The following is a 23368-nucleotide window of genomic DNA, read 5'->3' on the forward strand; positions in this document are numbered from 1 at the left end:
CCGCGACCCGCCGCCGAGCGGCGCCCGAGCCCCCCCGCGCGCCCCGCGTGCCCCCCCTGCCCGCGCGACGCCGCGGCCCCCCCCGGCCGGCGCGCCCCCCCCCCCCCCCCCGACTCCCGGACCGTCAACGCCACTCGCAAGGAAGTCAGGCCACCAAACCAAGGGCCCGGACAGCAGACCGGACCAGCCCCCGAGCATCAACGCTCCGTCACAGCAAGGCGTGCCGCCGGGGAAACGGGCGTGGCATACAGCGGAGAGCTCTCCGAGAGGCGTTGGGACGCATTGGATGCCATCGCCCCGGGCGGTGTCCGGCCTGGAGCATCGACGGACAGCGCCGCTTCGCGTTGACGCTCGCGCGTCCAGGAGTACGGAACAGTGACGGCAACTCCCGGCATACGCGGCGGAAGCGGGCCACCGCCGTCGCGGATGCCACCTGCGAGCGCCGCCGCCGGCGCGGGTGCCGCAGGGGGTCAGCCTTCTCTGCGCTGCAGGACACGGCGGGCCGCCTCTTCCTCTGCCGCGGACGGCGACAACTCGTCGAGCGTGTCGAGTTCGACGTCTGCCTCCAACTCGCTTTCCCAGGCCGCAGCAAGTCGCTCCTGCTCATCACGTGGTGCGGCGTCGACAGTCTGCCGATCCTCCGGGTTCAGAGCCGCCAGAAATCTAGCCACCGAGTCCATCGGCATGCCGTACTCCTCGTCGCTGGACAGCGTGTTGATTCCCGCCCAGCATGGTCAATCGGCTTTCGGTCCGTCGCCTGACACGGCTTCAGCACACTCGGATGGCCGCAGCCAGCCCGGACGGGCAGCCCCGGCGAACGCCATCAGACCGTCACGAGCCGAACCACGGATGGCCTCTCCGTCAAACCGCCAGGGTCCGGTGCGGTTGCGGGCACTGGGGGCATCCTTGTGGAAAGCGGCGGTCACGTGTCCTCCTACGGCTCCTTCACTGATCAGGGCCGGCTCGTCGACATCGCCTCGGCGGCAGAAGAGAACCTGTGGCGGGCAGATCCCGCTTAGGGTGCTCGGGTGTTCAATCGGCTTGAGGTCAGTACATTGCCACCGGGCCCCCGATGGGCTGCCCAGTTGCGGGTCCGGATCGACGGCGAGGAAGTCGTGGCGGAGACGGTCGGAGAAGGAGGCCGCGGCCCGTTCGCGGAGGAGGCGCTGCCCGCCCACGGCCACGGTCCCCTCTGGGCGACCGGCAAGGGGCGACGTGTCGTGCTGGGCGAGCCCGAGTGCACCGGCGGATGCTGTGGCTACCTGTCCGTGTTCGTGCAGCGTCAAGGCCGGATCGTGGAGTGGTCCGACTGGCAGGTGCCCATAGACGAGGTGCGGCCCCCAGCGTTCCATTTCGACGCCGATCAGTACGACGCCGAACTCACCCGAGTCACCTCGTCTTTCTCGACAGGGAACTCGGCAAGGCCGTTTCCACCGCGGCGAATCTGGCCGCCCGGCTGAGCCGGAGAGCCAGGAACGAGAAGGCGCCAGGCGACCCCACAGCCGAAGTCACGCTCGCGGAGGAGCCGGTGTAGCCTTGCCGGCGCCTTCGGCCGGAAGGCCGCACTTCGACACCGGGCGCCGTGCAAGCTCGCGGATGCAGCATTCCACCAAGGAGAGACAGACAGGCGATGGAAACAGACCCGCCCCTCCGATCCCACGACGACGACGGCACCACGGTGGGACTGTTCTGGGTCTCGGCAGACGGCGTATACGTGGGTGCCCCGGCGACGCCACCGGCTCCTCGCGTGGCGCTCAAGGCCTCAGGGCCCCGCGTCACCGGTCCGCACGAACGTGACTGGGCCTGGTCCGGCATAGCGGGCCTGGAAGTCACCGAAGTCCCGGTCCGCTCCACTGTGCAACGCTGGACGACCCACGCCGTGAGCTTCGCCGCCGCGGCCCTGGACGCCTGGGTGCCGAGCAGTCCCACCGAGATGACCGTATCCATCACCGCACCCGACGGCACAGTCCTGACGCCCGTCCACTCCAGCGCCGCCGTGGCCTACTCCGGGCGCGAGGTCGATCTCTCCCGCCGGCTGATCAGCCGCTTCACACGGGGCACCGCCACCCCCACCGTCATGACCGAGTGGTGGGTACAGACTCGGCCGGCCAGAATTCTCCGGTCGCGCGAGCGGGAGGCTCTCCTCGAGCTCTGGCTCGCCTCGGACTGAGCGGGTGCCCCGCGCACCCACTCGCCGAAGGGCGGCAAGCGTGACTCCACGCAGGCCACTGCCCGCATCCGTCCGTCCAGGCCCCTCCCGCACCGTCGGACCTGCTGACGTCGTCGCGGAACTGGCCCGCCACCGCTCAACTCCTCCCGGACCGAAGCGCATTGTGGTCCGCCCCGGTGAACGGACCGCGATCATCGGCCTGTTCCAGCGGGTGGCCGTCGCCAGGGAGACCGCTCGACTCGTCCATCGCCGGACAGCCACCCACCGGCACCGCACACCCGACGGCACGGCGGCGCGCGCGCTGCCCCGAACACACGACAGAAGATCATCATGATCCGAGTTCCCACCTGCATACTCAGCAGCTTTCAGGCACCCCAGATCTCTCACGGCCACAATCCCGACCTGTTCGTGCAGATCGGTTCGTTGACCAAGCCGCTCACCGCGACCGTCCTGACCGCCTTGGCCGACGACGGAGTCCTCGGCCTCGACGACCCGCTGGAGCTGTTCCTGCCGACGCCCAGCGGCACGGGAATCACCCTGCGCCGGCTTGCCGAGCACACCTCGGGCCTTCCTCGTCTGCCTCCCGGCATCAGCGGGCGCGATCCCTACGTGGCTTTCGACGCCGACACACTGGACTCGGTCGTACGGAACCTCGACACCCTGGTCACGGCTCCCGCGGGGACGGCGGAGGAGTATTCCAACCTCGGATACGCGCTCCTGGGTGCCGCTCTGGTCGCGGCCACCCGCACCCCGTACGAGGAACTGCTGCACCGCCACCTCCTCGATCCCCTCGGCATCGCCGATGTCGCCGCCGATCCGCCGTCCGGCAGACGCCTTCGCCGCACAGGGCTGTTCGGCCGGCCTCGCCGGGCCTGGACCATGGACGGCGCGATTCTTCCCGCCGGCGGGCTGTGGGCCACTCCCCGGGCCACCGCCCGCCTCCTCACCGACCTGCTTGTCGACCGCAGGCTGGGTGAACCGGCACCGGCCTGGCAGAAGGCGGGAAGCCTTCTGTGGCACAACGGCGCGACAGGCGGCGCGTCCGTTTTCGCGGGAGCCTCACCGCAGGGCTGGATTCTTGTTCACCGCCTGTCCGGTCGAAGCGCCGTGACGGACAAAATGGCCCTGGACACGCTCAGACGCTTCATCGGGCCCAGAGTCTGATGCCGGGGCGGCCAAGGAGCACTCCGGTTAGGAGTAGTCGCCGTGTCCGGCCCGGCGCAGGATGTCGCGTTCCCGGCCGGTCTGGGTGTCGAGGGAGTCCTCGTGGTCGATGACGAGGGTGTCGTCGGCCGGTCGGGCTCGTACCTGGGCTCCGTAGGCGTCGGTCGCTTTCACCAGGAAGGCGTCCTGGTGGGCGGCGGGCCAGCTTTGGATCAGGTAGGACTCCACGACGTCGTCCGTGGTCTCGTCAACAGCCGTGTCCCTGCCGAGTGCGTGGACGCGTAACCGATACCGGCCCGGGCCTTGGGAAGCCAGCGTGGAGAGATCGGCGGGGTCGTCCGTCATGGGTGTGACCAGTACTTCCCCGGAGGGGGAATGGCATGGCATCTCAGCGATCTCTTCCCAGCCCGGAACGGGGTCGGGTCGCTGGGAGTGCGGCTCGACCGTGACGCGGACGTTGCCGGTGTGGATCCCGGTTGCCACCTCGATGACGCCGCCGACAGCGGATACGAGCCCGTTGTGGGTTGCGTCGAGGTCGTCGGCCACGGGCCCTTGCGGATCCGTGATCTGGAAGAGGTGGTACTCCGCGCGTACCAAGGCTGTTGCTGCGACTCGATCATCGTTCACAGGGTCTTGTCTTCCGGTCTCGTCCACTTGGGTCTGCCTGATCTGTCCAGGATCCCGTTTCGCTCTCCGCCGTCCGAAGCCGGCCGCGCCGAGCCTTCGGAGCGGCGCGGGGCTTGGGGAGGCAGCCCGACAGTCCACGCCGGAACGTGCCCTCCGCCTGGAGTCCCGGGCCAGGAAGGCACTTTCACGCTTCCGTATCGGCAACGGCCGCGCCCGAACGAGACCGTGAGGCTATGGGCGCTGCTTCATCCGGTCGACGATGGCCCAGTCCACCACGTGTGACAACTGGATGTACGTCTTGTCGCCGGACGCCGAAGTCCGTTCGTCGCGGAACCCCAGGAATTCATAGGACTCCGGGTCGAAGATGAGGTACTTACCCTTGGCGAACGGACTCTTGGGGTAGGAAATCCCCACCCCGGTGCGCCCGGCTGAGTCCTTCACTCCCGGAATTGCTTCGACACCGGGCACCAGGGCCAGCGCCTTGTACGCGGCGGGACGCAGTCCCTGGGGCAGGACCGGCCACTTCAGGAGCTCACCGAGCATGAAGTAGGCGTCGAACCATTCCTGTTCGGTGAAGTCGCTCGTCGACCTGCTGGAATGTCCGCCGCCGGCGATGTCCGGAATGAGCTTCTCCGGGTCGGTGGGCAGCTTCTTCAGCTTGCTCCACTCCCGAGGCGGCCACACGCTCTCGCCGTTCTTCAAGGGCTCCTCCCAGATCACCCGGCCGAGTTCCATGGTCAGGGAGCGCTTGGAGCCGTCCACCGAGTCCCAGTTGACGTCCTCGTAGGTCTTGACGGCGCCGGTCCTGCGTTCCGTCTCCTTGATGATCCGCTTCGAGTAGATGAACTGGTCGTCGCGCGGCGCCACAGGCTTCTCGTCCTTGCCCGTCTGCGCCGCCGCCCCGTTCAGCACGGTCACGGCGCTGACGTTTTCCATCCTCGGGCTCGCTGTGCCCGAGGCGCGGTCGGCCCGGCCGGGGCGGTCGCTGTCGCCGTCGGCGCCTTCGGTGATCAGTACCGCCGTTCCCGTGACCGCCACGGCGACCACCGCGGCTGTCGCGAGGCGCAGCGCGTGCCGTCGGCTGGGGGCTGGGCCGGGGTGCTGCTGCGCACGTGCGATCGTGTTGAGCAGTCGGTGGCGGGCCTTCGCCCGAACCGGGTCGATGAGCGGGACGGCGTCCGCGTCCCAGTCCCGCAGGAGTTCGAGTTCGTCAGTCATGGCCGGGTACCTCTCGCAGTGTCGTCGGATCGGATCCGCCCAATGCTTCGCGTAGCTTGCCGCGGGCCCGGTGCAGCCGTGATCTGACCGTGCCGATGGGGACACCGAGGGCCTGGGCCACCTCCTCGTAGCCGAGACCGCCCCACGCCACCAGCAGCAGTACGTCCCGGTGCCGTGCGGGCAGTGCGGCGAGTGCCGCTGCCAGTTCACGGCCTACGGCCTGTGCCCCCACCCGGGCCGCGGCACGGTCGGCCAGCGGCTCCTCGTGATCGGCCGGAGCCGGGATGCGGGCCATGGCTTTGAAGCGGCGGCCCTCGGCCCGCCGGTGTCGGCCGACCAGATTGGTCGCTATACCGAACAGCCAGGGCCGGGCGCCGTCGCCCGGGGCCCGCGAAGGGTCGTACCGGTGGCGCTGCTGGAAGGCGGTGGTGAAGGTCTCCGCCATGAGGTCGTCGGCGGGCTCGCCACCGAGCCTACGGGCCAGGTAGCGATGTACCTCATCGGCGTACCGGTCGAAAAGTGCGGCGAATGCTTCGGGCTCATCCCGGGACCGTGCAATCACCGAGGCATCGCTCTCCGCCCCCGTGCGGACGCCTGGCTCGACGGTCATCGGGGCTCCTCTCGTTCAAGGGAACGTGCTTCGAAGGCTTGGGCTTTCATCTCTCCTTCGCCGCTCGCCCCCGGCGAGTTCCCTCGAGCCCCTCGCGTAGCGACAACGGACCTCCTGCGCTGCCGCGTGGTCAGACCTGCTCATTGCGTGCGCTTCCCGATCTGCTTCATGCCCGGCACCGCGCGCCTGAGGCAGCCGCGACGAGGCCACCTGCCCAACTCCGTCCCGGTCCCGAACTGCCCCGCTCGGCACAGGAGACGGACGGCAGGGGCGCGGGCACCCCTACCGCCTCCGGGACGGTCCCAAGGATGTCCCTGGGGGATGCCCCCTCACAGGATGACGACGCGACGGTCGTGAGGGACGGCCACCTTGCCCGGACCGTCCACGGCCGGGCTCACACGCTGAGCGCCGCTCGTACGGTCTGTTCGGCGGCTGTTCCGCCCTCGCCCGAGGACGTCACCCGCCCGGCCTCCAGTACGTAGTACCGCTGGGCGGCGCGCATGGCGAACCCGACGTGCTGTTCGACGAGGAGGACGGAGAGGCCACCGCGCCGGGTGAGGGCGAGGATCGTCTCCTCGATCTCGGCGACGACCGACGGCTGGATGCCCTCCGTCGGCTCGTCGAGCAGCAGGAGCCTGGGGCGGGTGATCAGCGCGCGGGCGATGGCGAGTTGCTGCCGCTGGCCGCCGGAGAGCAGGCCGGCGCGACGGCCGGACAGCTCGCGCAGGACCGGGAAGAGGTCCAGTGCCTCGTCGGTCGCCGCTCTGCCGTCGGGGCGGCCGTCGGCGACGAGTTGGAGGTTCTCGGCGGTGGTGAGGTGGGGGAAGGACTGCTGGCCCTGGGGGACATACGCCATCTTGCGGGCGACCCGCTGGTGCGGGGCGAGGTGGGTGATGTCCTCACCGTCCAGCCGGACGGTGCCGCTCTTGGGCTTGATCAGGCCCATGGCGGCACGCAGCAGCGTGCTCTTGCCGGCGCCGTTGTGGCCGAGGACGGTGGCGACACCGTCCTTGGGGACCGTGACCGTGACGCCGTGCAGGACCGTGGTGCGGTCGTAGCCGGCCTGGACGGAGCTGATCTCCAGCATCTGGCTCACGCCTCCTCGGCGACGGCCACGGGAGTGGCGGGAGCGGGCTCGGGTTCCGCGGTGCGGCCGAGGTAGACCTCCTGGACCTTGGCGTCGGCCTGGACCTCGGCGACGGTGCCCTCGCTGAGGACCTTGCCGGCGTGCAGGACGCTGACGCTGCGGGCGAAGGAGCGCATGAAGTCCATGTCGTGCTCGATGACGACGACCGTGCGGTCCGTGCTGATCAGCTGGAGCAGCGCGCCGGTGGCCTCGCGCTCGTCGTGGCTCATGCCGGCGACCGGCTCGTCGAGCAGCAGCAGCCTCACGTCCTGGACGAGCAGCATGCCGATCTCCAGCCACTGCTTCTGCCCGTGGGCGAGGACGCCGGCGGGGCGGTCGCGCAGGTGGGTCAGCCCGGTGGTCTCCAGGGCGTTCGCGACCGGCACGGGGATGTCCTTGCGGCGCCGGAGCATCGTCCACGGGCCCCGCCCGGCGCCCGACGCGATGTCGAGGTTCTGCAGGACGGTCAGTTCCTCGAAGACCGTGGCCGTCTGGAACGTACGCCCGATCCCCATGCGGGCGATCTTGTGAACCGGCCTGCCCAGCAGGTCCTGGTCGCCGAAGCGCACCGAGCCCGTCGCCTTCACCAGGCCGGTGACGGCGTCGACCAGGGTGGTCTTGCCGGCGCCGTTGGGGCCGATGAGGAAGCGCAGGTCGCCGGGGTGGATGTCCAGGTCGACGCCGTCGACGGCCGTGAAGCCGTCGAAGGTCACCCGCAGGTCGCGGACGGTCAGTCCCTCGCCGCTCATGCCGTCTCTCCCGTCTTACGAGTAGTGGTAGCGGTGGCGGTGGAGGTACGGCGCCTGCGCAGGACGACGCCCAGGGAAGCGAGACCGCCGGGCAGGAAGCCGACCGCCATCACGAACAGCAGACCTTGGAGGTACGTCCACGCGGCGGGGAAGGCGTCGGACAGCGCGCTCTGCGCCCAGGCCACCGCGATCGCGCCGAGCACCGCGCCCACCAGCGAGGCCCGGCCGCCGACCGCCGCGCCGATGACGAAGCCGATGGAGGGCACGATCCCGATCAGCGCCGGGGAGATGATCCCGACCGCCGGGACGAAGAGGGCGCCGGCCAGGCCCGCCATGCCGGCCGCGAGGACGTACGCGACGAGCTTGACGTTGGCCGGGTTGTAGCCGAGGAAGCGCACCCGTTCCTCGGAGTCCCTTGCGGCGACGAGGAGTTCACCGTACCGACTGACGAACAGTTGGCGGGCGCCGATCATCAGGAGCAGCAGGACGACGGCGATGATGAAGTACACCATCCGCTGGTTGACGGGGTCGTCGAGGGAGTAGCCGAGGAAGCCGTGGATGTCGGTGAGGCCGTTGGTGCCGCCGGTGGTGGCCTGCTGGCCGACCAGCCAGATGGAGAGGGCGGCGGCCAGCGCCTGGCTGAGGATCGCGAAGTAGGCGCCCTTCACCCGGCGGCGGAAGACGAAGAAGCCGAGCAGCGCGGCGACCGCCATGGGCAGCAGCACCGTCATGGCGAGCGCGAAGGCCGGATCGGCGAACGGCTTCCACCACCAGGGCAGGGTGTCGCCGGTGCCGTACAGCTGCATGAAGTCGGGCAGGGTCTCGCCGGTGGCGGCCGCGTCGGTGAGCTTGAGGTGCATGGCCATGGCGTAGCCGCCGAGGCCGAAGAAGACGCCCTGGCCGAGCACCATGAGCCCGCCACGGCCCCAGGCGAGGCTGACGCCGACCGCGACGATCGCGTAACACAGGTACTTGGCGAGGAGGTTGAGGCGGAAGTCGGAGAGAACGACTGGCGCGACGCCGAGGAGGAGAACGGCGCCGAGAGCGAACCCGGCGGGGACGCGGAACCGCTCCGGCAAGGACGGGGGCGGCGTCGCCACGGCGGACGTGGGAGTGGTCGTTGTCGTCATGCCAGGCTCCGGGTGCGCAGCGTGTACAGGCCCTGGGGTCGCCACTGCAGGAAGGCGACGATCACGACGAGCACGATGACCTTGGCGACGCTGACCGTCGTCGAGTATTCGAGGACCGATTGGAGGATGCCCAGCGCGAAGGCGGTGATGACGCTGCCCTTGAGCTGTCCGATGCCGCCCACGACGACGACCAGGAAGGCGTCGACGATGTAGTTGGTGCCCATGGTCGGGCCGATCGGGCCTACCAGGGTGAGGGCGACACCGGCCACGCCCGCGAGGCCCGAGCCGACGAAGAAGGTGATGCGGTCGACCTGCCCGGTGGCGATCCCGGAGACCTCGGCGAGGTCGCGGTTCTGGACGACGGCCCGGATACGGCGGCCGAGTGGCGTGAGTTTCAGGATGAGGGTGAGGGCGAGGACGCTCAGCAGGGCCAGGCCGAGGATGAACAGGCGGTTGTTGGCGAAGGTGATGCCGCCGCCCAGCGAGATGTTGCCGGTGAGGATGTCGGGCGCGGCCGTCTGCACGTTGGGGGCGCCGAAGATGTCGCGGGCGAGTTGCTGGAGCATCAGCGAGACGCCCCAGGTCACGAGCAGCGTGTCCAGCGGGCGTGCGTAGAGGCGGCGGATGAGCAGCCATTCCAGCAGGGCGCCCATGGCTCCGGCGACCAGGAAGGCGACGGGCAGGGCGATGAGCAGCGAGGCGCCCGCGCTGCTGATGGACTTCTGCAGCACGTACGTGGTGTAGGCGCCGGCCATGATGAACTCGCCGTGCGCCATGTTGATCACACCCATCTGGCCGAAGGTCAGAGTCAGGCCGAGGGCGATGAGCAGCAGGACGGCACCGATGCTGATGCCGGTGAGGGACTGGCTGAGGATGACCGTCATGGGTCGGCTCCGGGTCGGGGACGGAGGTGCGGGTGCGGGCGGGTGCCCTGGGCGTGGCCCGGCCCCTGGAGAGGGCCGGGTCCGGTACCGGGCGGGGCGTGGCTCAGGAGAGTCCGGAAGCCCAGGAGTAGCCCTTGAGGTACGGGTCCGGCTTGACCGGCTTGCCGGAGTTCCACACCTCGGTGATCAGACCGTCGGAGCCGACCTTGCCGATCCGGGCGGTCTTGTAGACATGCTGGGTGGCGCCGTCCACGGTGACCTTGCCCTCGGGTGCGTCGAGTTCGATGCCGTCGGAGGCGGCCTTCACCTTCGCCACGTCGAAGGACCCGGCCTTCTCGACCATCTCCTTCCACAGGTGGACGGAGATGTAGGCGGCCTCCATCGGGTCGGAGGTCGGCTTGTCCTTGCCGTACGCCGCCTGGTACGCGGCCACGAACTTCGTGTTGGCCGCGCCCGGGGTGGTCTCGTAGTAGTTCCAGGCCGTGAGCTGGCCGTCCAGGTACTGGGTGCCGATGCTCTTGACCTCCTCCTCGGCGATGGAGACCGAGAGCACCGGCAGACTCTTCGCGGCCAGGCCCGCGGACTTGTACTCCTTGAAGAAGGCCACGTTGGAGTCACCGTTGAGGGTGTTGAACACGGCGTCGGCGCCGGCGCCCTTGACCTTGTTGACGATGGTGCCGAACTCCGTGGAACCGAGGGGGGCGTAGTCCTCGCCGACGACCTCCATGCCGTTGGCCTTCGCGTACGCCTTGATGATCTTGTTGGCGGTGCGCGGGAAGACGTAGTCGCTGCCGACCAGGTAGAGCTTGGTCAGGCCCCGCTTCTTGAGGTAGTCCAGCGCGGGCACGATCTGCTGATTCGTGGTGGCGCCGATGTAGAAGATGTACGGCGACTGCTCGAGGCCTTCGTACTGCACGGGGTAGAACAGCAGCGACTTGTACCGTTCGAAGACCGGCTTGACGGCCTTTCGGCTGGCCGAGGTCCAGCAGCCGAAGGTGGCCACGACCTTGTCGTCCTTGATGAGGGTCTCCGCCTTCTCGGCGAAGGTGGGCCAGTCGGAGGCGCCGTCCTGGCTGACGGCCTCGAGCTTCTTGCCCAGCACGCCACCGGCGGCGTTGATCTCCTTCACCGCGAGCAACAGCGCGTTGTGGACGGTGACTTCACTGATCGCCATGGTGCCCGAGAGCGAGTTCAGCAGGCCGACCTTGACTGTGTCGCCGGATGTGTCGGCCTTGGCGCCGGAGCCGGTGGATGTGGTGTCGCCCGTCTTGGCGCCGCACGCGCTGAGGGCGGCGGATGCGCCGGCGGCCGACATACCGGCCAGGAGACCGCGTCTGCTGATACTGAACCCGGACATGCACAACCTCCTTGCCCCGAAGGGCGATACGAAGCGAGCGGAAAGACTCTGGGGAGGGGGATGAGGGGAAAGCGCTTCAGAGGCGGCGGTGTCGACGCACGGGTTCCCCAGCCGTTCCGGGGTGGTGTCCGGGCTGGTCGCTGAAGTGCGACCACAGCCTGCGGGGAAACTGTTTCAACCGCGTTTCGGAGCAATTGAAGAACAGTTTCCGGTGAAACTAACGCGGTCGGCGAAAACTGAAGAAGCCGCTTCCGAATGCGGCCGGCCGGGGACATTGCGGCAACGGCGATCAATGCTTCCCAGGGAAAGGATCAGTTATTCTGATTCCCCTTTTTCAAGGGCCCGTTGATCGACGCTAGGCTCAAGCAGCAGTCGGCGAGCACGAGTGGAGGAGCACCATGGCGAGACGGCCCCAGGAACTGCTCTACCTGCTCACGCGGGCCGAACGTCTCGCCGTGCGCCGAGTGCAGTCCGTCCTCGACGAGTTCGAGTGCTCCGTGGAGGCGTGGCGGGTGCTCGACCTGCTCTCCGACGGGCAGGGCCACAACATGACGGCCCTCGCCGACCACGCCTTCCTGCCGGCTCCGAGCCTCACCAAACTGATGGACCAACTCGTCGACCAGAACCTGGTCTACCGTCGTGTCGACCCGGCCGACCGGCGCCGCGTCCTGGCCCACCTCACCCCACGGGGCAAGCAGCGATGGCAGTTGCTGGCGCGTGAAGTGCGGTCCGACTGGGCGGACTTGGAGCATCTGCCCGCGGGCGAGGAGCTGGACGAACTGCTCACACGGCTGGCGGAGGCCCTGGAAGGACGGCTCGCGGCCGATCCGGCCCGTGTCACAACAGGTCGTACGGGGAAGGCAGTTGGGCCAGCACGTTGAAGTCGGGCCCGGCCGCCTCCGCCAGGTAGATGCGCTGGCGGACATGCCGGTCATGAAGGTGGAGCAGGCCGCGCGGACCCTCGTAGGAGACGGTCTCGGCGGCGGCCGAGATCGCGGAGACGTCCAGGGTGCGGGCCCGCTCGAAGAGCGAGGCGAGCAGCAACACCCCCTCGTAGCACGACTCGCCGAGACTGCCGGGGGCCGGTGCCTCGAAGCCGAAGCGGCCGGCGTACCGGCCGTGGAAGTCCAAGGTGTCCTGGTTGGCCAGCGAGGCGAAGTATCCGGCCGTGCTGAACAGGTCGCCGGTCGCCTCCGGGCCACTGGCCATCAGCATGTTCTCGTCCATCAGCGTGCTGAGCCGGAGACACCGCTGGTCCAGGCCCGAGGCGGCGAAGGCCCGGTTGAAGCGGACCGCGTCGCTGCCGACGAGCAGCATCAGCACCCCGTCCGCGTCCGCGTGCTCGATGCGCCGCAGCACATCGACGAACTCCTCGGTATTCAGCGGCAGGTACGCCTCACCACAGACCCGTCCACCCCGCAGCGCGCGGGCGTAGCGGCGGGCGGCCCGAGCGGTGCGCCGGGGCCAGACGTAGTCGTTGCCGACGACGAACCATCTGCGCACCCGCCGCGTCTCGGCGAGCAGCCGCATGGCGGGCCGCAGTTGCCAGTCCGGCGTCTCACTGGTCATGAAGACACCGTCCGTGCGCTCCCCGCCTTCGTAGAGGGCGGTGTACACATACGGCACCCGGTGCGCGATGCGCGGCGCCACGGCCTGCCGGACCGAGGAGATGTGCCAGCCGGTCACCCCATGCACCGCACCGGTCGCCACCAGTGCCTCGACCTCCTCGGCGACCTTCTCCGGTCGGGCTCCGCCGTCGACCTCCAGCAGCCGGAGCTCCTTGCCGAGCACGCCGCCGGCCTTGTTGATCTCTTCGGCGGCCAGCCGCGCGCACGCCTCACAGGCGGGACCGAAGATCCCGGCGGGCCCTTGCATCGGGTAGACGAGCGCGACGTTCAGGGTCGAATCGTCGACCGTCAACCACTCAGGGGTGCAGAGGTGGAGCGGCCGGCGCATGTTCACATGATTGCCCGACGGCGCTGAAGCACCCAAGCACCGGCCGGGATCGAAACCGATTCGTAGGCATGGGAAGGCGAGCGGGCAGTGCGGCAAGGGGCGCGGGGCAGCATCCACCACGCCACTCACGGGCAAGATCGAGTTGGCGAGAGCGTGTGGCGGGACGGCCCTGTGGCCGGGTTGTCGACTTTGGGGTGTAATGGAAGGTGCGCGATGCGCGGCGAAGCACAACGGCCGCAAGACACTCCGAGGCGATCGCAGCCGGAGGACTTCTCGTGAAGTACCACACCCGAGCATTCATCGCAGCCGCCGGAACGGCACTCTTCCTGTCCGCGACCTCCGCGGCGTACGCCGATGGCAGCAGCCACGGTGGGGCACGCAGCGTGCAGGAAGCGCGATCCACGGTGAGCACCTCGTCCTCAGCGACGGTGTCCACGAAGTCCGTTTCGCTCGGCAAGATCCTGGTCAACAGCAAGGGGCACACCCTCTACCTGTTCCAGTCCGACAAGACCAACAAGTCCACTTGCAACGGTGACTGCGCCAAGGCTTGGCCGCCGCTGAAGGCGCACGGGAAGCCGACCGCCGGAGGCGGCGTCAACAGCAAGCTGCTGTCGACCATCACGCGCAGCGACGGCTCGAAGCAGGTCACGTACAAGGGGCACCCGCTCTACACGTTCGCCGACGACACCAAGGCCGGGCAGACCAACGGGCAGGGGCTCGATGCCTTCGGCGCCAAGTGGTATGTGCTGGGCACCGACGGCAAGGCGATCACCAAGACCTCGTCATCGTCACCGAACGGCGGCTACTGACCGGCCCGCCTGGTGCCGTCCGAACCGGCCACAGTCCCGGAACATGCGCAGAGACCATGGGCCACTCGTACGGCCGGGGACACACAGGGTGTCGCCCGGCCGTGCCGGATCACAGGGCGTCGGTGTCCAAGGGGACGTCGGGGGCGATGTGGGCGCCGAGGGCCTCGCGGTAGAGGGCGACTTCGGCCAGCAGGGAGCGGCGGACGCTGTCGGCACGACGGAAGCCGTGTCCCTCGCCCTCGAAGAGCAGGAAGCGGTGCCACACTCCGCGTTCGGCCAGGTTGTCCACGATGCACGTGGCCTGGTCGGGGCGGCAGATGAAATCGTCCGCGCCCTGGAGCATCACCAGCGGCGCGGTGATGCGGTCGGCGTTCGCGACGGGTGAGATCTTGTCGAACAGAGCCTGGTCCTGCGGGAGGACGCCGACGAGGGTGTCCACGTAGCGGGACTCGAAGTCGTGGGTCTGCTCGGCCCGCCATCGTGCCGGGTCGCTGATCGGGTAGAGGACCGTGCCCGCGCAGAAGACGTCGGTGTGGACCAGACAGGCCAGGGTGGTCCACCCGCCGGCCGAGCCGCCACGCACGGCCGTACGGGCGGGGTCCGCCAGGCCCTCGGCGGCCAGGGCGCGGGCGACGGTGACGCAGTCGTCGACGTCCACCGCTCCCCACTGGCCGCGCAGCCGGTCGCGGTAGGCCCTGCCGTAGCCGGTGGAGCCGCCGTAGTCGACGTCCGCGACGGTGAAGCCGCGGCTGGTGAAGAACGAGTACTCAAGGTCGGCGGTGACGCCGGTGGAACTCGTCGGGCCGCCGTGGACCTGCACCAGCAGGGGCGGCAGTTCGCCGTCGGGTGCGGTGGCGGTGGGGTGGGTGGGCCGGTGCAGCACGAAGTGGACGGGTCGGCCCTGCGCGTCGTGGACGGTGCGGCGTTCGGGCCGGGACTGCCAAGGGGCCAGCGGATCCTCGGACTTGGGCCTGGCGCGTCGGGCCGGACCGGAGCCGGGGGCCAGGGGCACCGACAGCAGGGCGGAGCCGAGGGCCGGGTCGGCGGCGCGGACGAGCATCCGTTCGCCGTCCGACCAGAGGTCGCCCTGGAAGCTGCTCCAGCCGTCGGCGAGTTCGGTCAGCTCGCCGTCCTCGGGCGACCAACGGGACAGCTGTTGCGGGCCGTTGCCGTGCGGCAGCACCACGCCGTACGGCGTCACGGCGAACCAGCTCGCGCCGACGCGCCAGATGGGGCCGGCACAATCCTCCTGGAGGGGAAGGACGTTGGTGATCGAGGTGGGCGTCGGCCGGCCGGTGGCCAGGTCGACGCGGTGCAGGTTCCACCAGCCGACCGGGTCCGCCATGGCGTAGAGGGTGTCGGGGCCCGCCCATGCGGCCTGGGAGACGGAGACCTCGGTGCCGTCGTGGCTGCCGCCGAGCAGCCGGACGGGCTCGCCCGCGACGCCGTCGTGCAGCTCGGCGACCATCAACTCCGAGCTGTCCCAGGGCATATGGGGATGGTCCCAGCCGATCCAGGCGAGCCGCCCGCCGTCCGGGGAGAGCCGGTGCCCGCAGAGGAAGTGGTGCGAGCGGGCCACCACGCGCAGCGCGCCGGGGTCGTCGGCGGCGGCACCGGACAGCGGTACGGCGACGATCTCGCGCACGGTGCGGAGCGCCGGGTCGGCGTCCTGCGGTCCGGTGGCGGCGCGGGTGGTCTCCCGCACGCACCACACCTCGGTCCCGTCCGGGCCGGTCACCGGGTCGGCCCAGCAGGTCTCCCGGTCGGAAGGGTCGGCCGGGGTGAGCGGCACGGGCACCGGGAACGCGTTGCCCTCGGCGACCCCGAGGCGGGGTACCTCGGCGCGGTACAGCCGCTGGTCGCGGTGGTCGGTGAAGACCAGCAGGTGGCTGCCCGTGGCCGGGTCCGCGGCGCGTACCCAGTACGGCTTGCCGCCGTAGCCGAGGGAGCGGTTGCGCACGGAGACGCCGGGGGCGAGCACCGGGACGGGCTCCTCGTGGCCGGGGGCGTTGCGCAGCAGCCGTACGGTCGCGGTGGCCGGGTCGGAGGCGCACCACCAGTTCTCCTCCCCTGCCCCGGAGGGCCAGGAGCTGGATCCGGAGGCGTCGGCGACCGCTTCGGCGGTGATCGGGGACGGCCAGGTGCCGTAGGACAGGTGGGGCGGGGTGGACATGGGGTGACTCCGAGTACGGGAGGGGGAGTTGGGCGGCGGTGCGAGTGGTGGGCGCTGCCGTGGACTGCCGGGGCGGGGGTTGGGGGTGCGGGTCACCGGCCCCTGGGAGAAGCCCTCTTGGGGGAAACCTGGTGGGCGACAGTCCCGAGGGACTGCCCCGGTGGGCAGCCCCCCGGGGCAGTCCCGGAGCGAAAGGCCCCTGGAAGGAAGGTCCAGGGCCGGTGTGCCGGTTCGGCGGCGCCCGCGGGAAGCCGTGCACCCATGCCGCGCGAGCGACAGGTGCGCACGGATCCGGCCGGAGGGCGCCCGGGGCCAGGCGAACAGGAGCCCCGCCGGGGTCACCCGGCGGTCAACCGCACCGGCTCGCCATGGGCGTCGCGGCGGCGGAGGTCCTCCGGGGTCTCCCGGCGGACCATGAGGCGGGCGCGGCCGTCGCGTACGGCGACGACGGCGGGCCGGGGCTGGGCGTTGTAGTTGCTGGCCATGGCGTGGTGGTAGGCGCCGGTGGCGGGGACCGCGAGGAGGTCCCCGGCGGCGATGTCCTCCGGCAGGGCGATGTCGGGCACGACCACGTCCCCGCTCTCGCAGTGGCGGCCGACGACCACGGCGTGCACCGGCTCGCCCTCGGCGCGGCGGTTGGCGGTCCACGCGGTGTAGCGGGCGAGGTAGAGGGAGGGGCGCAGGGCGTCGCTCATGCCGCCGTCGACGGAGACGAACCGGCGGCGCAGCCCGTCCTTGACGGCGCCGACGCGGTAGAGCGTCACCCCGGCGGTGCCGATCATCGAACGGCCGGGCTCGACGGCAAGCCGTATCGGTGAGCCCGGCAGCACCCGTTCCAGGCCGGCGCGCAGGGCGGCCGTGAACGCGGCCGGGTCCAGGCGGGGCTGGCCCGGCAGGTAGGGGATGCCGGCGCCGCCGCCGAGGTCGATCTCCCCGACCGTGATGCCGTGCCGCTCGGCGAGCAGGGCGACGAAGGCGGCGACCCGCTCGGCGGCGAGCGTCAGCCCCTCGGTGGCGGTGATCTGCGAGCCGATGTGGGAGTGCACCCCCGCGAGCCGCAGCGACGGACGCGCCGCGACGGCGAGCACGGCCCGCTCGGCGTGGCCGTCGCGCACCGGGAAGCCGAACTTGACGTCGTCGCCGCCGGTGGCCATGTAGTCGTGGGTCTCGGCGGCGACGCCGGGGGCGATCCGGACGTAGACGTCCTGGACCCGGCCGGCCGCCGCGGCGGCGCGCGCGAGCCGGTCGATCTCCTCCAGGCAGTCGACGACCACCACGCCGACGCCGTGGGCGACGGCGGCCTCCAGTTCGGGTACGGACTTGTTGTTGCCGTGGAAGACGATCCGGGCGGCGTCGAAGCCGGTGTCCACGGCGAGCCGGAGTTCGCCGCCGCTGCACACGTCCAGGTGCAGCCCCTCGGAGTCGACCCAGCGGACCATCTCCGCGCACAGGAACGCCTTGGACGCGTAGTGCACCCGGTCCGCGCCGGACTCGCGCCACAGCCGGGCCCGGTGGCGGAAGTCGGCCTCGTCCACCACGTACAGCGCGGTGCCGCAGGCGTCGGCCAGGTCGTCCAGGGCGACCCCGCCCACGTACAGCCGGCCCTCGACGGTGCGGGCGGTCAGCGGCCACACCTCGGGGGCCGTCTCGGGTGGGGCGGCCGCGGCCAGACCGTCGGGCAGCGGGGTCCCCGCGCGTGGTGCGGGCAGGGAGGGAGCGGTGGACACGGGGCTACTCCTCGGTGAGGACGACCAGCATCAGCAGGTCGTCGCTGGGGTCGGTGAAGTGGTGTTCGTCGGTGGCGGCGAAGTGGCAGCTGTCGGCGTGGCGCAGCAGCCGTACGACGCCGCCTACGGAAACCCGGCAGGAGCCGGCGAGCACGAGCGCGAACTCCTCGCCGGGGTGGGCTGTCGGGTGGTCGTGGTCGCCGAGGTCGGCGTGGAGCAGCCGGGCTCCGATCCGGCTCGCGCCGGGGGCCGTGAGGTCCCAGATGCCGTGGTGCCCGTCGGCCTGCGCGAGCAGCGGTGCCGGGGCGAAGCGCGGCGGGAAGGCCGGGGCGGCCGCACCGGCGACCGGGCCGGTTCCGCCGAGGAGTTCGGCGGGGGTGGCGCCGAGGGCGTCGGCGATCTGGGCGAGGGTGCGGACCGTGGGGTTGGCGGCGCCGGACTCCATCTGCGAGACGTAGGCCGGTGAGACGCCGGCCCGGGTCGCCACCGCGCTCAGCGTGAGCCCTGCGGCGCGGCGGACACGGGCGACGGAGGCGGCGAGCACGTCGCCGGTGTCCGCGCTGTCGGGCGGCGCGCCCCGACCGGTGTCCGTGGGGCCGGTCTTTCCCGTCCCGCTGCCCGATTCGTCGTCGGACTGTACGGAACCGTCCGTGGCGCGACGCGAGTTCTGCTGCGAAGTGGGGGGATCGGCCGAAGAGTTTTCCGCGCCGGTGGCTCTTGACGAGGTCATGCGGCGACAGTAAGACTCACGCATCGCTTAGATCAAGCAATCTGACGCCGCCGTTTAACTGTCAGCAGAGATGCAGTTCACCAGCCGGATTCCCGGGTGTGGGCTGCCCTGAGTGGGAGGGGTGAGCAGTGACCGGTCCTCTGGCGCCTACGCCGACCCTCGAACTGCTGCGTGCCGCGGCCGAGCTGTGCGGTCCCGCCGCGCAGCGCCTGTTCGAGGTGCTGGCGGAGGACTACCCGGCCTCGCTGGAGCGCCGCCCCGGTCAACTGTTGCGGGCGGCCGACGCGAGCGCCGCGGACCTCGACGGACTGCTGGCGGCGGCCGGAGTCGCCTCCACCGACGACCTGCGTCTGCTGGCGGCCCGGGAGAGCGGCCTGCGCCTGGCCGAGCCGGATCTGCGGTTCACCAGCCGCGATCCGGAGTCCGAGCCGCGGGAGCGTTCGGCGCTGCGCCGGATGATCACCGCGGAGGAGGGCAACCTCCGTCGCACGCTGGCCGATCTCCAGGCCAACGGCGCGCTGGAGCTGGCGGCCGCGGCCCTGTTGCGGGCGCGGCGGCGGTGGGTGCTCGGCGACCTGAAGTCGGCCGGGTACGCGTCGCTGCTGACCAGCGACCTCACCAGCAGCATGCGGGACGTGTTCCTCGTGCAGCCGGCGACGGGCGCGGCGGTCAACGCGATCAGCGACGCGCACGCGGACGACGTCCTGGTCGTGTTCAGCTTCCGCAACTACAGCCGGCTGACGGTGGACGTGGCCCGGGAGTTCCACGCGCTGGGCGCCTCGGTGATCGCGTTGACCGACAGCTACACCAGTCCGGTGTGTTCCTTCGCCACGCACGTCCTGGCGGTGGACACCCGCAGCGAGTCGCCGCATCACTCGCCGACGGCGGTGGCGGCGGCGGCCCATGTGCTGGCGGCGCTGGCCGCCGCGGGCGCCAAGGGGGCGGCCCGGCGCAACCGGCGCCGGGCGGAGCTCTTCCGCTCCCTGGGCAGCTACGGCCTGGGCCAGACGCCGTCCGTCGCCGCTGCGGGCGAGGCGGAGGGCGCGCCGAACCTCCCGGGACCCGCCGCCGGACTCCCCGGCCCCCGCACCACGGACCTGTCCGGCTTACCCGCCGTACCCGAGGACGAGTCCCCGCCCGCGCGGTGACCGCCCCCTCCCTTCCCCGTCCCGCCTGTTCCCCGTTTCCGCGAGTCCGTCTCGCTGAGCCATCGACGGCAGAGGCCCTGTCCTCGCGCCCTGCCGCCGGGAAAGCAAGTGGTTCCTCCTCATGAACGACCCCTCCCTCTGTATGGACGGCGGCGCTCTCTCCCCCGCCGAGGACGCCGCGCTGATCTCCGAAGTCACCGAGCTGTGCGCCCGGTTGATCCGTTTCGACACCAGCAACTACGGCGGTGGCGACTCCCGCGGTGAGCGGGAGGCGGCCGAGTGGACCGCCGGGCTGCTCGCCGAGTCCGGCTACGAGCCGGTCGTGCTGGAATCGGCGCCGGGCCGGGCCAGCACCGTGGTCCGCATCCCCGGCGAGGACCGCGACGCCCCGGCGCTGCTGGTCCACGGCCACCTCGACGTGGTTCCGGCCGAGCCCGCCGACTGGAGTTTCGACCCGTTCTGCGGGGAGATACGCGACGGCGCGATCCTCGGTCGCGGGGCGCTGGACATGAAGGACATGGACGCGATGATGCTCGCGGCCGCCCGGTCCTGGGCGCGCCGTGGGGTGAGGCCCGCGCGCGACATCGTGATGGCGTTCGTCGCGGACGAGGAGGACACCGGCGAGCTGGGAGCGGGCTTCCTCGTCGACCGGCACGCGGACCTCTTCGAGGGCGTCACCACCGCGATCGGCGAGTCCGGCGGCTACTCGGTCCATCTGCCGGACGCCTCCCGGCTCTACCCGATCGCCGTCGGCGAGCGCGGCAGCGCCTGGATGGACCTGACGGCACGCGGCGCCGCGGGCCACGGCTCCCGGCCCGGCACGGACAACGCCGTCGCCACCCTGGCGGCCACCCTCGCCGCGCTGGCCGCGCACCGCTGGCCGGTGCGGATCGTGCCGGCGGTGGCCGCGCTCCTTGAGGGGCTCTCCGCCCGCCTGGGCGTCACGGTCGACCCGGCGGACCCCGCGTCCCTCGCGCAGCTGGGCGAGGCGGCCAAGCTGGTCGAGGCCACCGTCGCCAACACGCTCAACCCGACCATGATGAAGGCGGGTTACAAGCACAACGTCATTCCGAGCGAGGCGACGGCCGCCGTGGACGGCCGGATCCTGCCGGGCGCGGAGGAGGATTTCTTCGCGACCGTGGACGCCCTGCTCGGCGAGAAGGTCTCGCGGTCCTTCCACAGTTTCGCCGCGCCGGTCAGCGCCGACCACACCTCGGCCGAGTTCGCCGAGATGGCGGCCGCGCTGCGCCGCGCCGATCCCCAGGCCCTGGTGCTGCCGTTCATCATGTCGGGCGGCACCGACGCCAAGGCGTTCGCCCGCCTGGGCATCCAGTGCTACGGATTCGGCCCCGGCCTGACCCCGCCCGGCTTCGACGTGTGGCGGTACGTGCACGGCGTCGACGAGCAGGTCCTCGTCAGCAGCCTGGAGTTCGGGGTGCGGGTGCTGGAGGACTTCCTGCGCACAGGCACCGGCACCGGCGCCGGGCCCCGGAACCCGGAGCGATGACCGCCCCGTACCTCCACTGAACCCCGCGCGGGCCGGCAACGGCGCCGCGGACCGGCCGCTCCCCCGCCCACCAGAGCCCCACAGTCCCACCGTACGCACGTTCACATGCATGCATGCACCAATGCATGAACCAATGCACACACCAATGCATGGACCAATAGGTGCAGCATGCATTTATCGTCGCGCCGTACGGCCCGTCCCCGGGTCCGCGGCGCAGCGGCCTCGCCCCACCTCCCGTCCCCTCGCGGCCCCGTGCCGCCGGCACCTCCAGGAGAAGTTCACGATGACCAAGCCCGCCCCTGTGCACAGAATCGGCCGCAAGGCCGCCGCGCTGGCCACGTCGCTGCTGCTCGCCACCGGCGCGAGCCTCGCCCTCGCGCCGGCCGCCGCGGCCGACAACGGCGGCAGCACGCTCCGGATGCCGATCACCGGCATCGGCATCGACTCCCTGAACCCGTTCCTGGCCTACTTCGCGGGCAGCCTGGACGTGTTCTCCGGCATCTACCCGGCGCTGGACCGGGTGGAGCAGGACGGAACCGTCAAGCCGTACCTGGCGGACTCCTGGACGACCTCCAGCGACAAGCTCACCTGGACCTTCAAGATCCACAAGGGTCTGAAGTGGAGCGACGGCAAGCCGATCACGGCCGAGGACGCCGCCTGGACGTTCAACCTGATCATGAGCAACTCCACGGCGGCCACCGCCAACGGCTCCCTGGTGAGCAACTTCGCGTCGGTCACCGCGCCGGACGACACCACACTGGTCGTCAAGACCAAGAAGCCGCAGGCCACCATGCTGTCGGTCAGCATCCCGGTGTCGGGCATCCCGATCGTGCCGAAGCACATCTGGGAATCCCACACCAAGGACCTGAAGAGCTACAAGAACGACAGCTTCCCGATCGTCGGTTACGGCCCGTGGACGCTGACGGACTACAAGCCCGAGCAGTACGCCAAGTTCGACGCGAACAAGGACTTCGTGCTCGGCGCACCCGGGTACGACCACATGATCGAGCAGTCGTTCAAGAACACGGACGCCGCGGTGGCGGCCCTGCGCTCGGGGCAGTTGGACTACGTCAGCGGTCTCAACCCCACCCAGTACCAGGCACTCAAGGGCCAGTCCGGCATCAAGGCCTACGAGCAGGTCGGCAACCGCTGGAGCGGCATCGAGGTCAACGGCGGCGCCCGTACCCGCGACGGCAAGAAGATCGGCACCGGTCACCCGGCGCTCGGCGACGTCAAGGTGCGCGAGGCGCTGGCACGCGCCATCGACCGGGCGACCATCGTGAAGAAGGTCCGCAACGGCCTGGCGGAGGTCGGTGGCAGCTATCTGCCGCAGTCGCTGCCGCAGTACGCGTGGCAGCCCTCCGACTCCGAGAAGTTCGGCTTCGACCCGGCCAAGGCCAACTCCGTGCTGGACGAGGCTGGTTACAAGAAGGGCTCGGACGGGATCCGGGTCGACCCGAAGTCGAAGCGCAAGCTGGAGTTCCGCCTGGGCATCCACTCCGACGACGACGGCGACGCCAAGGTGTCCACGTACCTCACGGGCTGGTTCAAGGAGATCGGCGTCAAGGTCGACATCCAGTCGATGAGCTCCGCCAAGCTCAACGCCGACCTGGCCAAGGGTGACTGGGACATCCTGATGGACTCCTGGTCGACCGGTCCCGACCCGACGTACCTGCTGGGCATCCAGACCTGCTCGGCGCTGCCTGACAGCAAGGGCGAGGGCGGCAGCACGGACTCGTTCTTCTGCGACAAGAACTACGACGACCTGTTCCTGCGTCAGCAGAGCGCCTTCGACGACCAGGAGCGGGCGGATCTTCTGCGGCAGATGCAGGCCATCCTGTACAAGGCCAACGAGAACATCATGATCTACAACGCCAGTGGCCTCGCCGCGTACCGCACCGACCGCGTGAGCGGCATCGTGACCGGTAAGGCGAACTCCGCCGGCGCCTACCCCGCGCAGGACTCCTTCCACCAGTACCTGAACGCGACCCCCGCCAAGGCCTCGTCCTCCTCCTCGGGCGGCAACTCCGGCACCCTGATCGGCGCTTCGGCGGCCGCGGTGGTCGTCCTGGCCGCGGGCGGAGTGCTCATTGCACGCCGCCGCTCCTCCTCCGACGACCGCGAGTAGACCGTGGCCGACACCATCGACGCCACCGGCGTCACGGCCGCGGGGGCGCGCCCGGGGGCGCGCGCGGCGCGCCGCCCGCCGCCGCCCGCGCCCCCACGCCGTCACACAGACGAGGCCTCCCGCCGCCACCAGCGCGCCACACCACCACAACACAG

At 70.6% G+C, this 23368-nt stretch carries 21 protein-coding genes; 8 read left to right on the forward strand and 13 right to left on the reverse strand.

The features are described 5' to 3' along the window. Nucleotides 1-470: 470 nt before the first annotated feature. Entirely contained in the window at nucleotides 471-686 is a 216-nt protein-coding gene (locus tag ACFXGX_RS03140; RefSeq protein WP_384784075.1) for a hypothetical protein, read from the reverse strand. Nucleotides 687-1115: 429 nt separating this feature from the next. Here ACFXGX_RS03140 and ACFXGX_RS03145 point away from each other — a divergent pair, with 429 nt between their 5' ends. From ACFXGX_RS03145 to ACFXGX_RS03155, 3 genes are all read left to right on the forward strand, one after another. Then, nucleotides 1116-1460, forward strand: a complete 345-nt coding sequence (locus ACFXGX_RS03145; protein ID WP_384784077.1) for a hypothetical protein — start codon at nucleotides 1116-1118, stop codon at nucleotides 1458-1460. 170 nt (nucleotides 1461-1630) lie between these two features. Next, nucleotides 1631-2170, forward strand: a complete 540-nt coding sequence (locus ACFXGX_RS03150; protein WP_384784079.1) for a hypothetical protein — start codon at nucleotides 1631-1633, stop codon at nucleotides 2168-2170. A gap of 330 nt (nucleotides 2171-2500) precedes the next feature. Beyond that, nucleotides 2501-3334, forward strand: coding sequence for a serine hydrolase domain-containing protein (locus ACFXGX_RS03155; RefSeq protein WP_384784081.1), 834 nt, complete (start codon nucleotides 2501-2503; stop codon nucleotides 3332-3334). A 27-nt stretch (nucleotides 3335-3361) separates the two neighbouring features. Here the strand turns inward: ACFXGX_RS03155 and ACFXGX_RS03160 are convergent, their stop codons facing one another. The 8 genes from ACFXGX_RS03160 to urtA form a co-directional block, all read right to left on the reverse strand. Next, entirely contained in the window at nucleotides 3362-3961 is a 600-nt protein-coding gene (locus tag ACFXGX_RS03160; protein ID WP_384784083.1) for a hypothetical protein, read from the reverse strand. Between the two features lie 231 nt (nucleotides 3962-4192). Next, nucleotides 4193-5179 (reverse strand): CU044_5270 family protein, encoded by a 987-nt coding sequence (locus ACFXGX_RS03165; RefSeq protein WP_384784085.1) that lies wholly within the window; start codon nucleotides 5177-5179, stop codon nucleotides 4193-4195. Further along, on the reverse strand, nucleotides 5172-5789 hold the full coding sequence (locus ACFXGX_RS03170; protein WP_384784087.1) for an RNA polymerase sigma factor: 618 nt from the start codon (nucleotides 5787-5789) through the stop codon (nucleotides 5172-5174). The genes ACFXGX_RS03165 and ACFXGX_RS03170 overlap by 8 nt, the downstream gene beginning before the upstream one ends. Before the next feature lie 394 nt (nucleotides 5790-6183). Continuing rightward, nucleotides 6184-6876 (reverse strand): urea ABC transporter ATP-binding subunit UrtE, encoded by a 693-nt coding sequence (gene urtE / locus ACFXGX_RS03175; RefSeq protein WP_384784221.1) that lies wholly within the window; start codon nucleotides 6874-6876, stop codon nucleotides 6184-6186. Nucleotides 6877-6881: 5 nt separating this feature from the next. Then, nucleotides 6882-7664, reverse strand: coding sequence for an urea ABC transporter ATP-binding protein UrtD (gene urtD, locus ACFXGX_RS03180; protein ID WP_384784089.1), 783 nt, complete (start codon nucleotides 7662-7664; stop codon nucleotides 6882-6884). Further along, nucleotides 7661-8794: an urea ABC transporter permease subunit UrtC gene (gene urtC, locus ACFXGX_RS03185; RefSeq protein WP_384784091.1), complete on the reverse strand. Its 1134-nt coding sequence runs from the start codon at nucleotides 8792-8794 to the stop codon at nucleotides 7661-7663. Before urtC ends, urtD begins: the two co-directional genes overlap by 4 nt. Next, nucleotides 8791-9678 (reverse strand): urea ABC transporter permease subunit UrtB, encoded by an 888-nt coding sequence (gene urtB / locus ACFXGX_RS03190; RefSeq protein ID WP_384784093.1) that lies wholly within the window; start codon nucleotides 9676-9678, stop codon nucleotides 8791-8793. Before urtB ends, urtC begins: the two co-directional genes overlap by 4 nt. A gap of 103 nt (nucleotides 9679-9781) precedes the next feature. Then, a complete protein-coding gene (gene urtA, locus ACFXGX_RS03195; RefSeq protein ID WP_384784095.1) occupies nucleotides 9782-11035 on the reverse strand; it encodes an urea ABC transporter substrate-binding protein in 1254 nt (417 codons plus the stop codon). Nucleotides 11036-11433: 398 nt separating this feature from the next. Between urtA and ACFXGX_RS03200 the strand changes: the two genes are divergently transcribed. After that, nucleotides 11434-11916, forward strand: coding sequence for a MarR family winged helix-turn-helix transcriptional regulator (locus ACFXGX_RS03200; RefSeq protein WP_384784097.1), 483 nt, complete (start codon nucleotides 11434-11436; stop codon nucleotides 11914-11916). Here the strand turns inward: ACFXGX_RS03200 and ACFXGX_RS03205 are convergent. Continuing rightward, nucleotides 11873-12991, reverse strand: a complete 1119-nt coding sequence (locus ACFXGX_RS03205) for a substrate-binding domain-containing protein (RefSeq protein WP_384784099.1) — start codon at nucleotides 12989-12991, stop codon at nucleotides 11873-11875. The genes ACFXGX_RS03200 and ACFXGX_RS03205 overlap by 44 nt on opposite strands. A gap of 275 nt (nucleotides 12992-13266) precedes the next feature. Here ACFXGX_RS03205 and ACFXGX_RS03210 point away from each other — a divergent pair, with 275 nt between their 5' ends. Further along, nucleotides 13267-13800: a hypothetical protein gene (locus ACFXGX_RS03210; RefSeq protein WP_384784101.1), complete on the forward strand. Its 534-nt coding sequence runs from the start codon at nucleotides 13267-13269 to the stop codon at nucleotides 13798-13800. A 109-nt stretch (nucleotides 13801-13909) separates the two neighbouring features. Here ACFXGX_RS03210 and ACFXGX_RS03215 read toward each other — a convergent pair whose 3' ends face one another. From ACFXGX_RS03215 to ACFXGX_RS03225, 3 genes are all read right to left on the reverse strand, one after another. Continuing rightward, nucleotides 13910-15973, reverse strand: coding sequence for a S9 family peptidase (locus ACFXGX_RS03215; RefSeq protein ID WP_384784103.1), 2064 nt, complete (start codon nucleotides 15971-15973; stop codon nucleotides 13910-13912). Between the two features lie 338 nt (nucleotides 15974-16311). Next, nucleotides 16312-17700, reverse strand: a complete 1389-nt coding sequence (gene lysA, locus ACFXGX_RS03220; protein ID WP_384784105.1) for a diaminopimelate decarboxylase — start codon at nucleotides 17698-17700, stop codon at nucleotides 16312-16314. A 4-nt stretch (nucleotides 17701-17704) separates the two neighbouring features. Continuing rightward, a complete protein-coding gene (locus tag ACFXGX_RS03225; RefSeq protein ID WP_384784107.1) occupies nucleotides 17705-18430 on the reverse strand; it encodes a helix-turn-helix domain-containing protein in 726 nt (241 codons plus the stop codon). Between the two features lie 128 nt (nucleotides 18431-18558). On the opposite strand from ACFXGX_RS03225, the gene ACFXGX_RS03230 reads away from it, so the two are divergent. The 3 genes from ACFXGX_RS03230 (at nucleotide 18559) to ACFXGX_RS03240 (ending at nucleotide 23213) form a co-directional block, all read left to right on the forward strand. Beyond that, nucleotides 18559-19578 carry a MurR/RpiR family transcriptional regulator gene (locus tag ACFXGX_RS03230; RefSeq protein WP_384784109.1) on the forward strand — a complete coding sequence of 340 codons (1020 nt, stop codon included), beginning with the start codon at nucleotides 18559-18561 and terminating at the stop codon, nucleotides 19576-19578. A 121-nt stretch (nucleotides 19579-19699) separates the two neighbouring features. After that, a complete protein-coding gene (locus ACFXGX_RS03235) occupies nucleotides 19700-21085 on the forward strand; it encodes a M20/M25/M40 family metallo-hydrolase (RefSeq protein ID WP_384784111.1) in 1386 nt (461 codons plus the stop codon). A gap of 283 nt (nucleotides 21086-21368) precedes the next feature. Then, the gene (locus tag ACFXGX_RS03240; protein WP_384784113.1) at nucleotides 21369-23213 is read left to right on the forward strand and encodes an ABC transporter substrate-binding protein; all 1845 of its coding nucleotides are present in this window, start codon (nucleotides 21369-21371) and stop codon (nucleotides 23211-23213) included. The last annotated feature ends 155 nt before the right edge of the window (nucleotides 23214-23368 follow it).

Source organism: Streptomyces sp. NPDC059371, from assembly GCF_042751995.1.
GTDB lineage: Bacteria > Actinomycetota > Actinomycetes > Streptomycetales > Streptomycetaceae > Streptomyces.

What these genes read in the sequence shown, in the direction of transcription:
- ACFXGX_RS03140 (WP_384784075.1), bottom strand. Translation starts at nt 686, where the DNA reads ATGCCGATGGACTCGGTGGCTAGATTTCTGGCGGCTCTGAACCCGGAG.
- ACFXGX_RS03150 (WP_384784079.1), top strand. Translation starts at nt 1,631, where the DNA reads ATGGAAACAGACCCGCCCCTCCGATCCCACGACGACGACGGCACCACG.
- ACFXGX_RS03155 (WP_384784081.1), top strand. Translation starts at nt 2,501, where the DNA reads ATGATCCGAGTTCCCACCTGCATACTCAGCAGCTTTCAGGCACCCCAG.
- ACFXGX_RS03165 (WP_384784085.1), bottom strand. Translation starts at nt 5,179, where the DNA reads ATGACTGACGAACTCGAACTCCTGCGGGACTGGGACGCGGACGCCGTC.
- ACFXGX_RS03170 (WP_384784087.1), bottom strand. Translation starts at nt 5,789, where the DNA reads ATGACCGTCGAGCCAGGCGTCCGCACGGGGGCGGAGAGCGATGCCTCG.
- urtE (WP_384784221.1), bottom strand. Translation starts at nt 6,876, where the DNA reads ATGCTGGAGATCAGCTCCGTCCAGGCCGGCTACGACCGCACCACGGTC.
- urtD (WP_384784089.1), bottom strand. Translation starts at nt 7,664, where the DNA reads ATGAGCGGCGAGGGACTGACCGTCCGCGACCTGCGGGTGACCTTCGAC.
- urtC (WP_384784091.1), bottom strand. Translation starts at nt 8,794, where the DNA reads ATGACGACAACGACCACTCCCACGTCCGCCGTGGCGACGCCGCCCCCG.
- urtB (WP_384784093.1), bottom strand. Translation starts at nt 9,678, where the DNA reads ATGACGGTCATCCTCAGCCAGTCCCTCACCGGCATCAGCATCGGTGCC.
- urtA (WP_384784095.1), bottom strand. Translation starts at nt 11,035, where the DNA reads ATGTCCGGGTTCAGTATCAGCAGACGCGGTCTCCTGGCCGGTATGTCG.
- ACFXGX_RS03200 (WP_384784097.1), top strand. Translation starts at nt 11,434, where the DNA reads ATGGCGAGACGGCCCCAGGAACTGCTCTACCTGCTCACGCGGGCCGAA.
- ACFXGX_RS03205 (WP_384784099.1), bottom strand. Translation starts at nt 12,991, where the DNA reads ATGCGCCGGCCGCTCCACCTCTGCACCCCTGAGTGGTTGACGGTCGAC.
- ACFXGX_RS03215 (WP_384784103.1), bottom strand. Translation starts at nt 15,973, where the DNA reads ATGTCCACCCCGCCCCACCTGTCCTACGGCACCTGGCCGTCCCCGATC.
- ACFXGX_RS03225 (WP_384784107.1), bottom strand. Translation starts at nt 18,430, where the DNA reads ATGACCTCGTCAAGAGCCACCGGCGCGGAAAACTCTTCGGCCGATCCC.
- ACFXGX_RS03235 (WP_384784111.1), top strand. Translation starts at nt 19,700, where the DNA reads ATGAACGACCCCTCCCTCTGTATGGACGGCGGCGCTCTCTCCCCCGCC.
- ACFXGX_RS03240 (WP_384784113.1), top strand. Translation starts at nt 21,369, where the DNA reads ATGACCAAGCCCGCCCCTGTGCACAGAATCGGCCGCAAGGCCGCCGCG.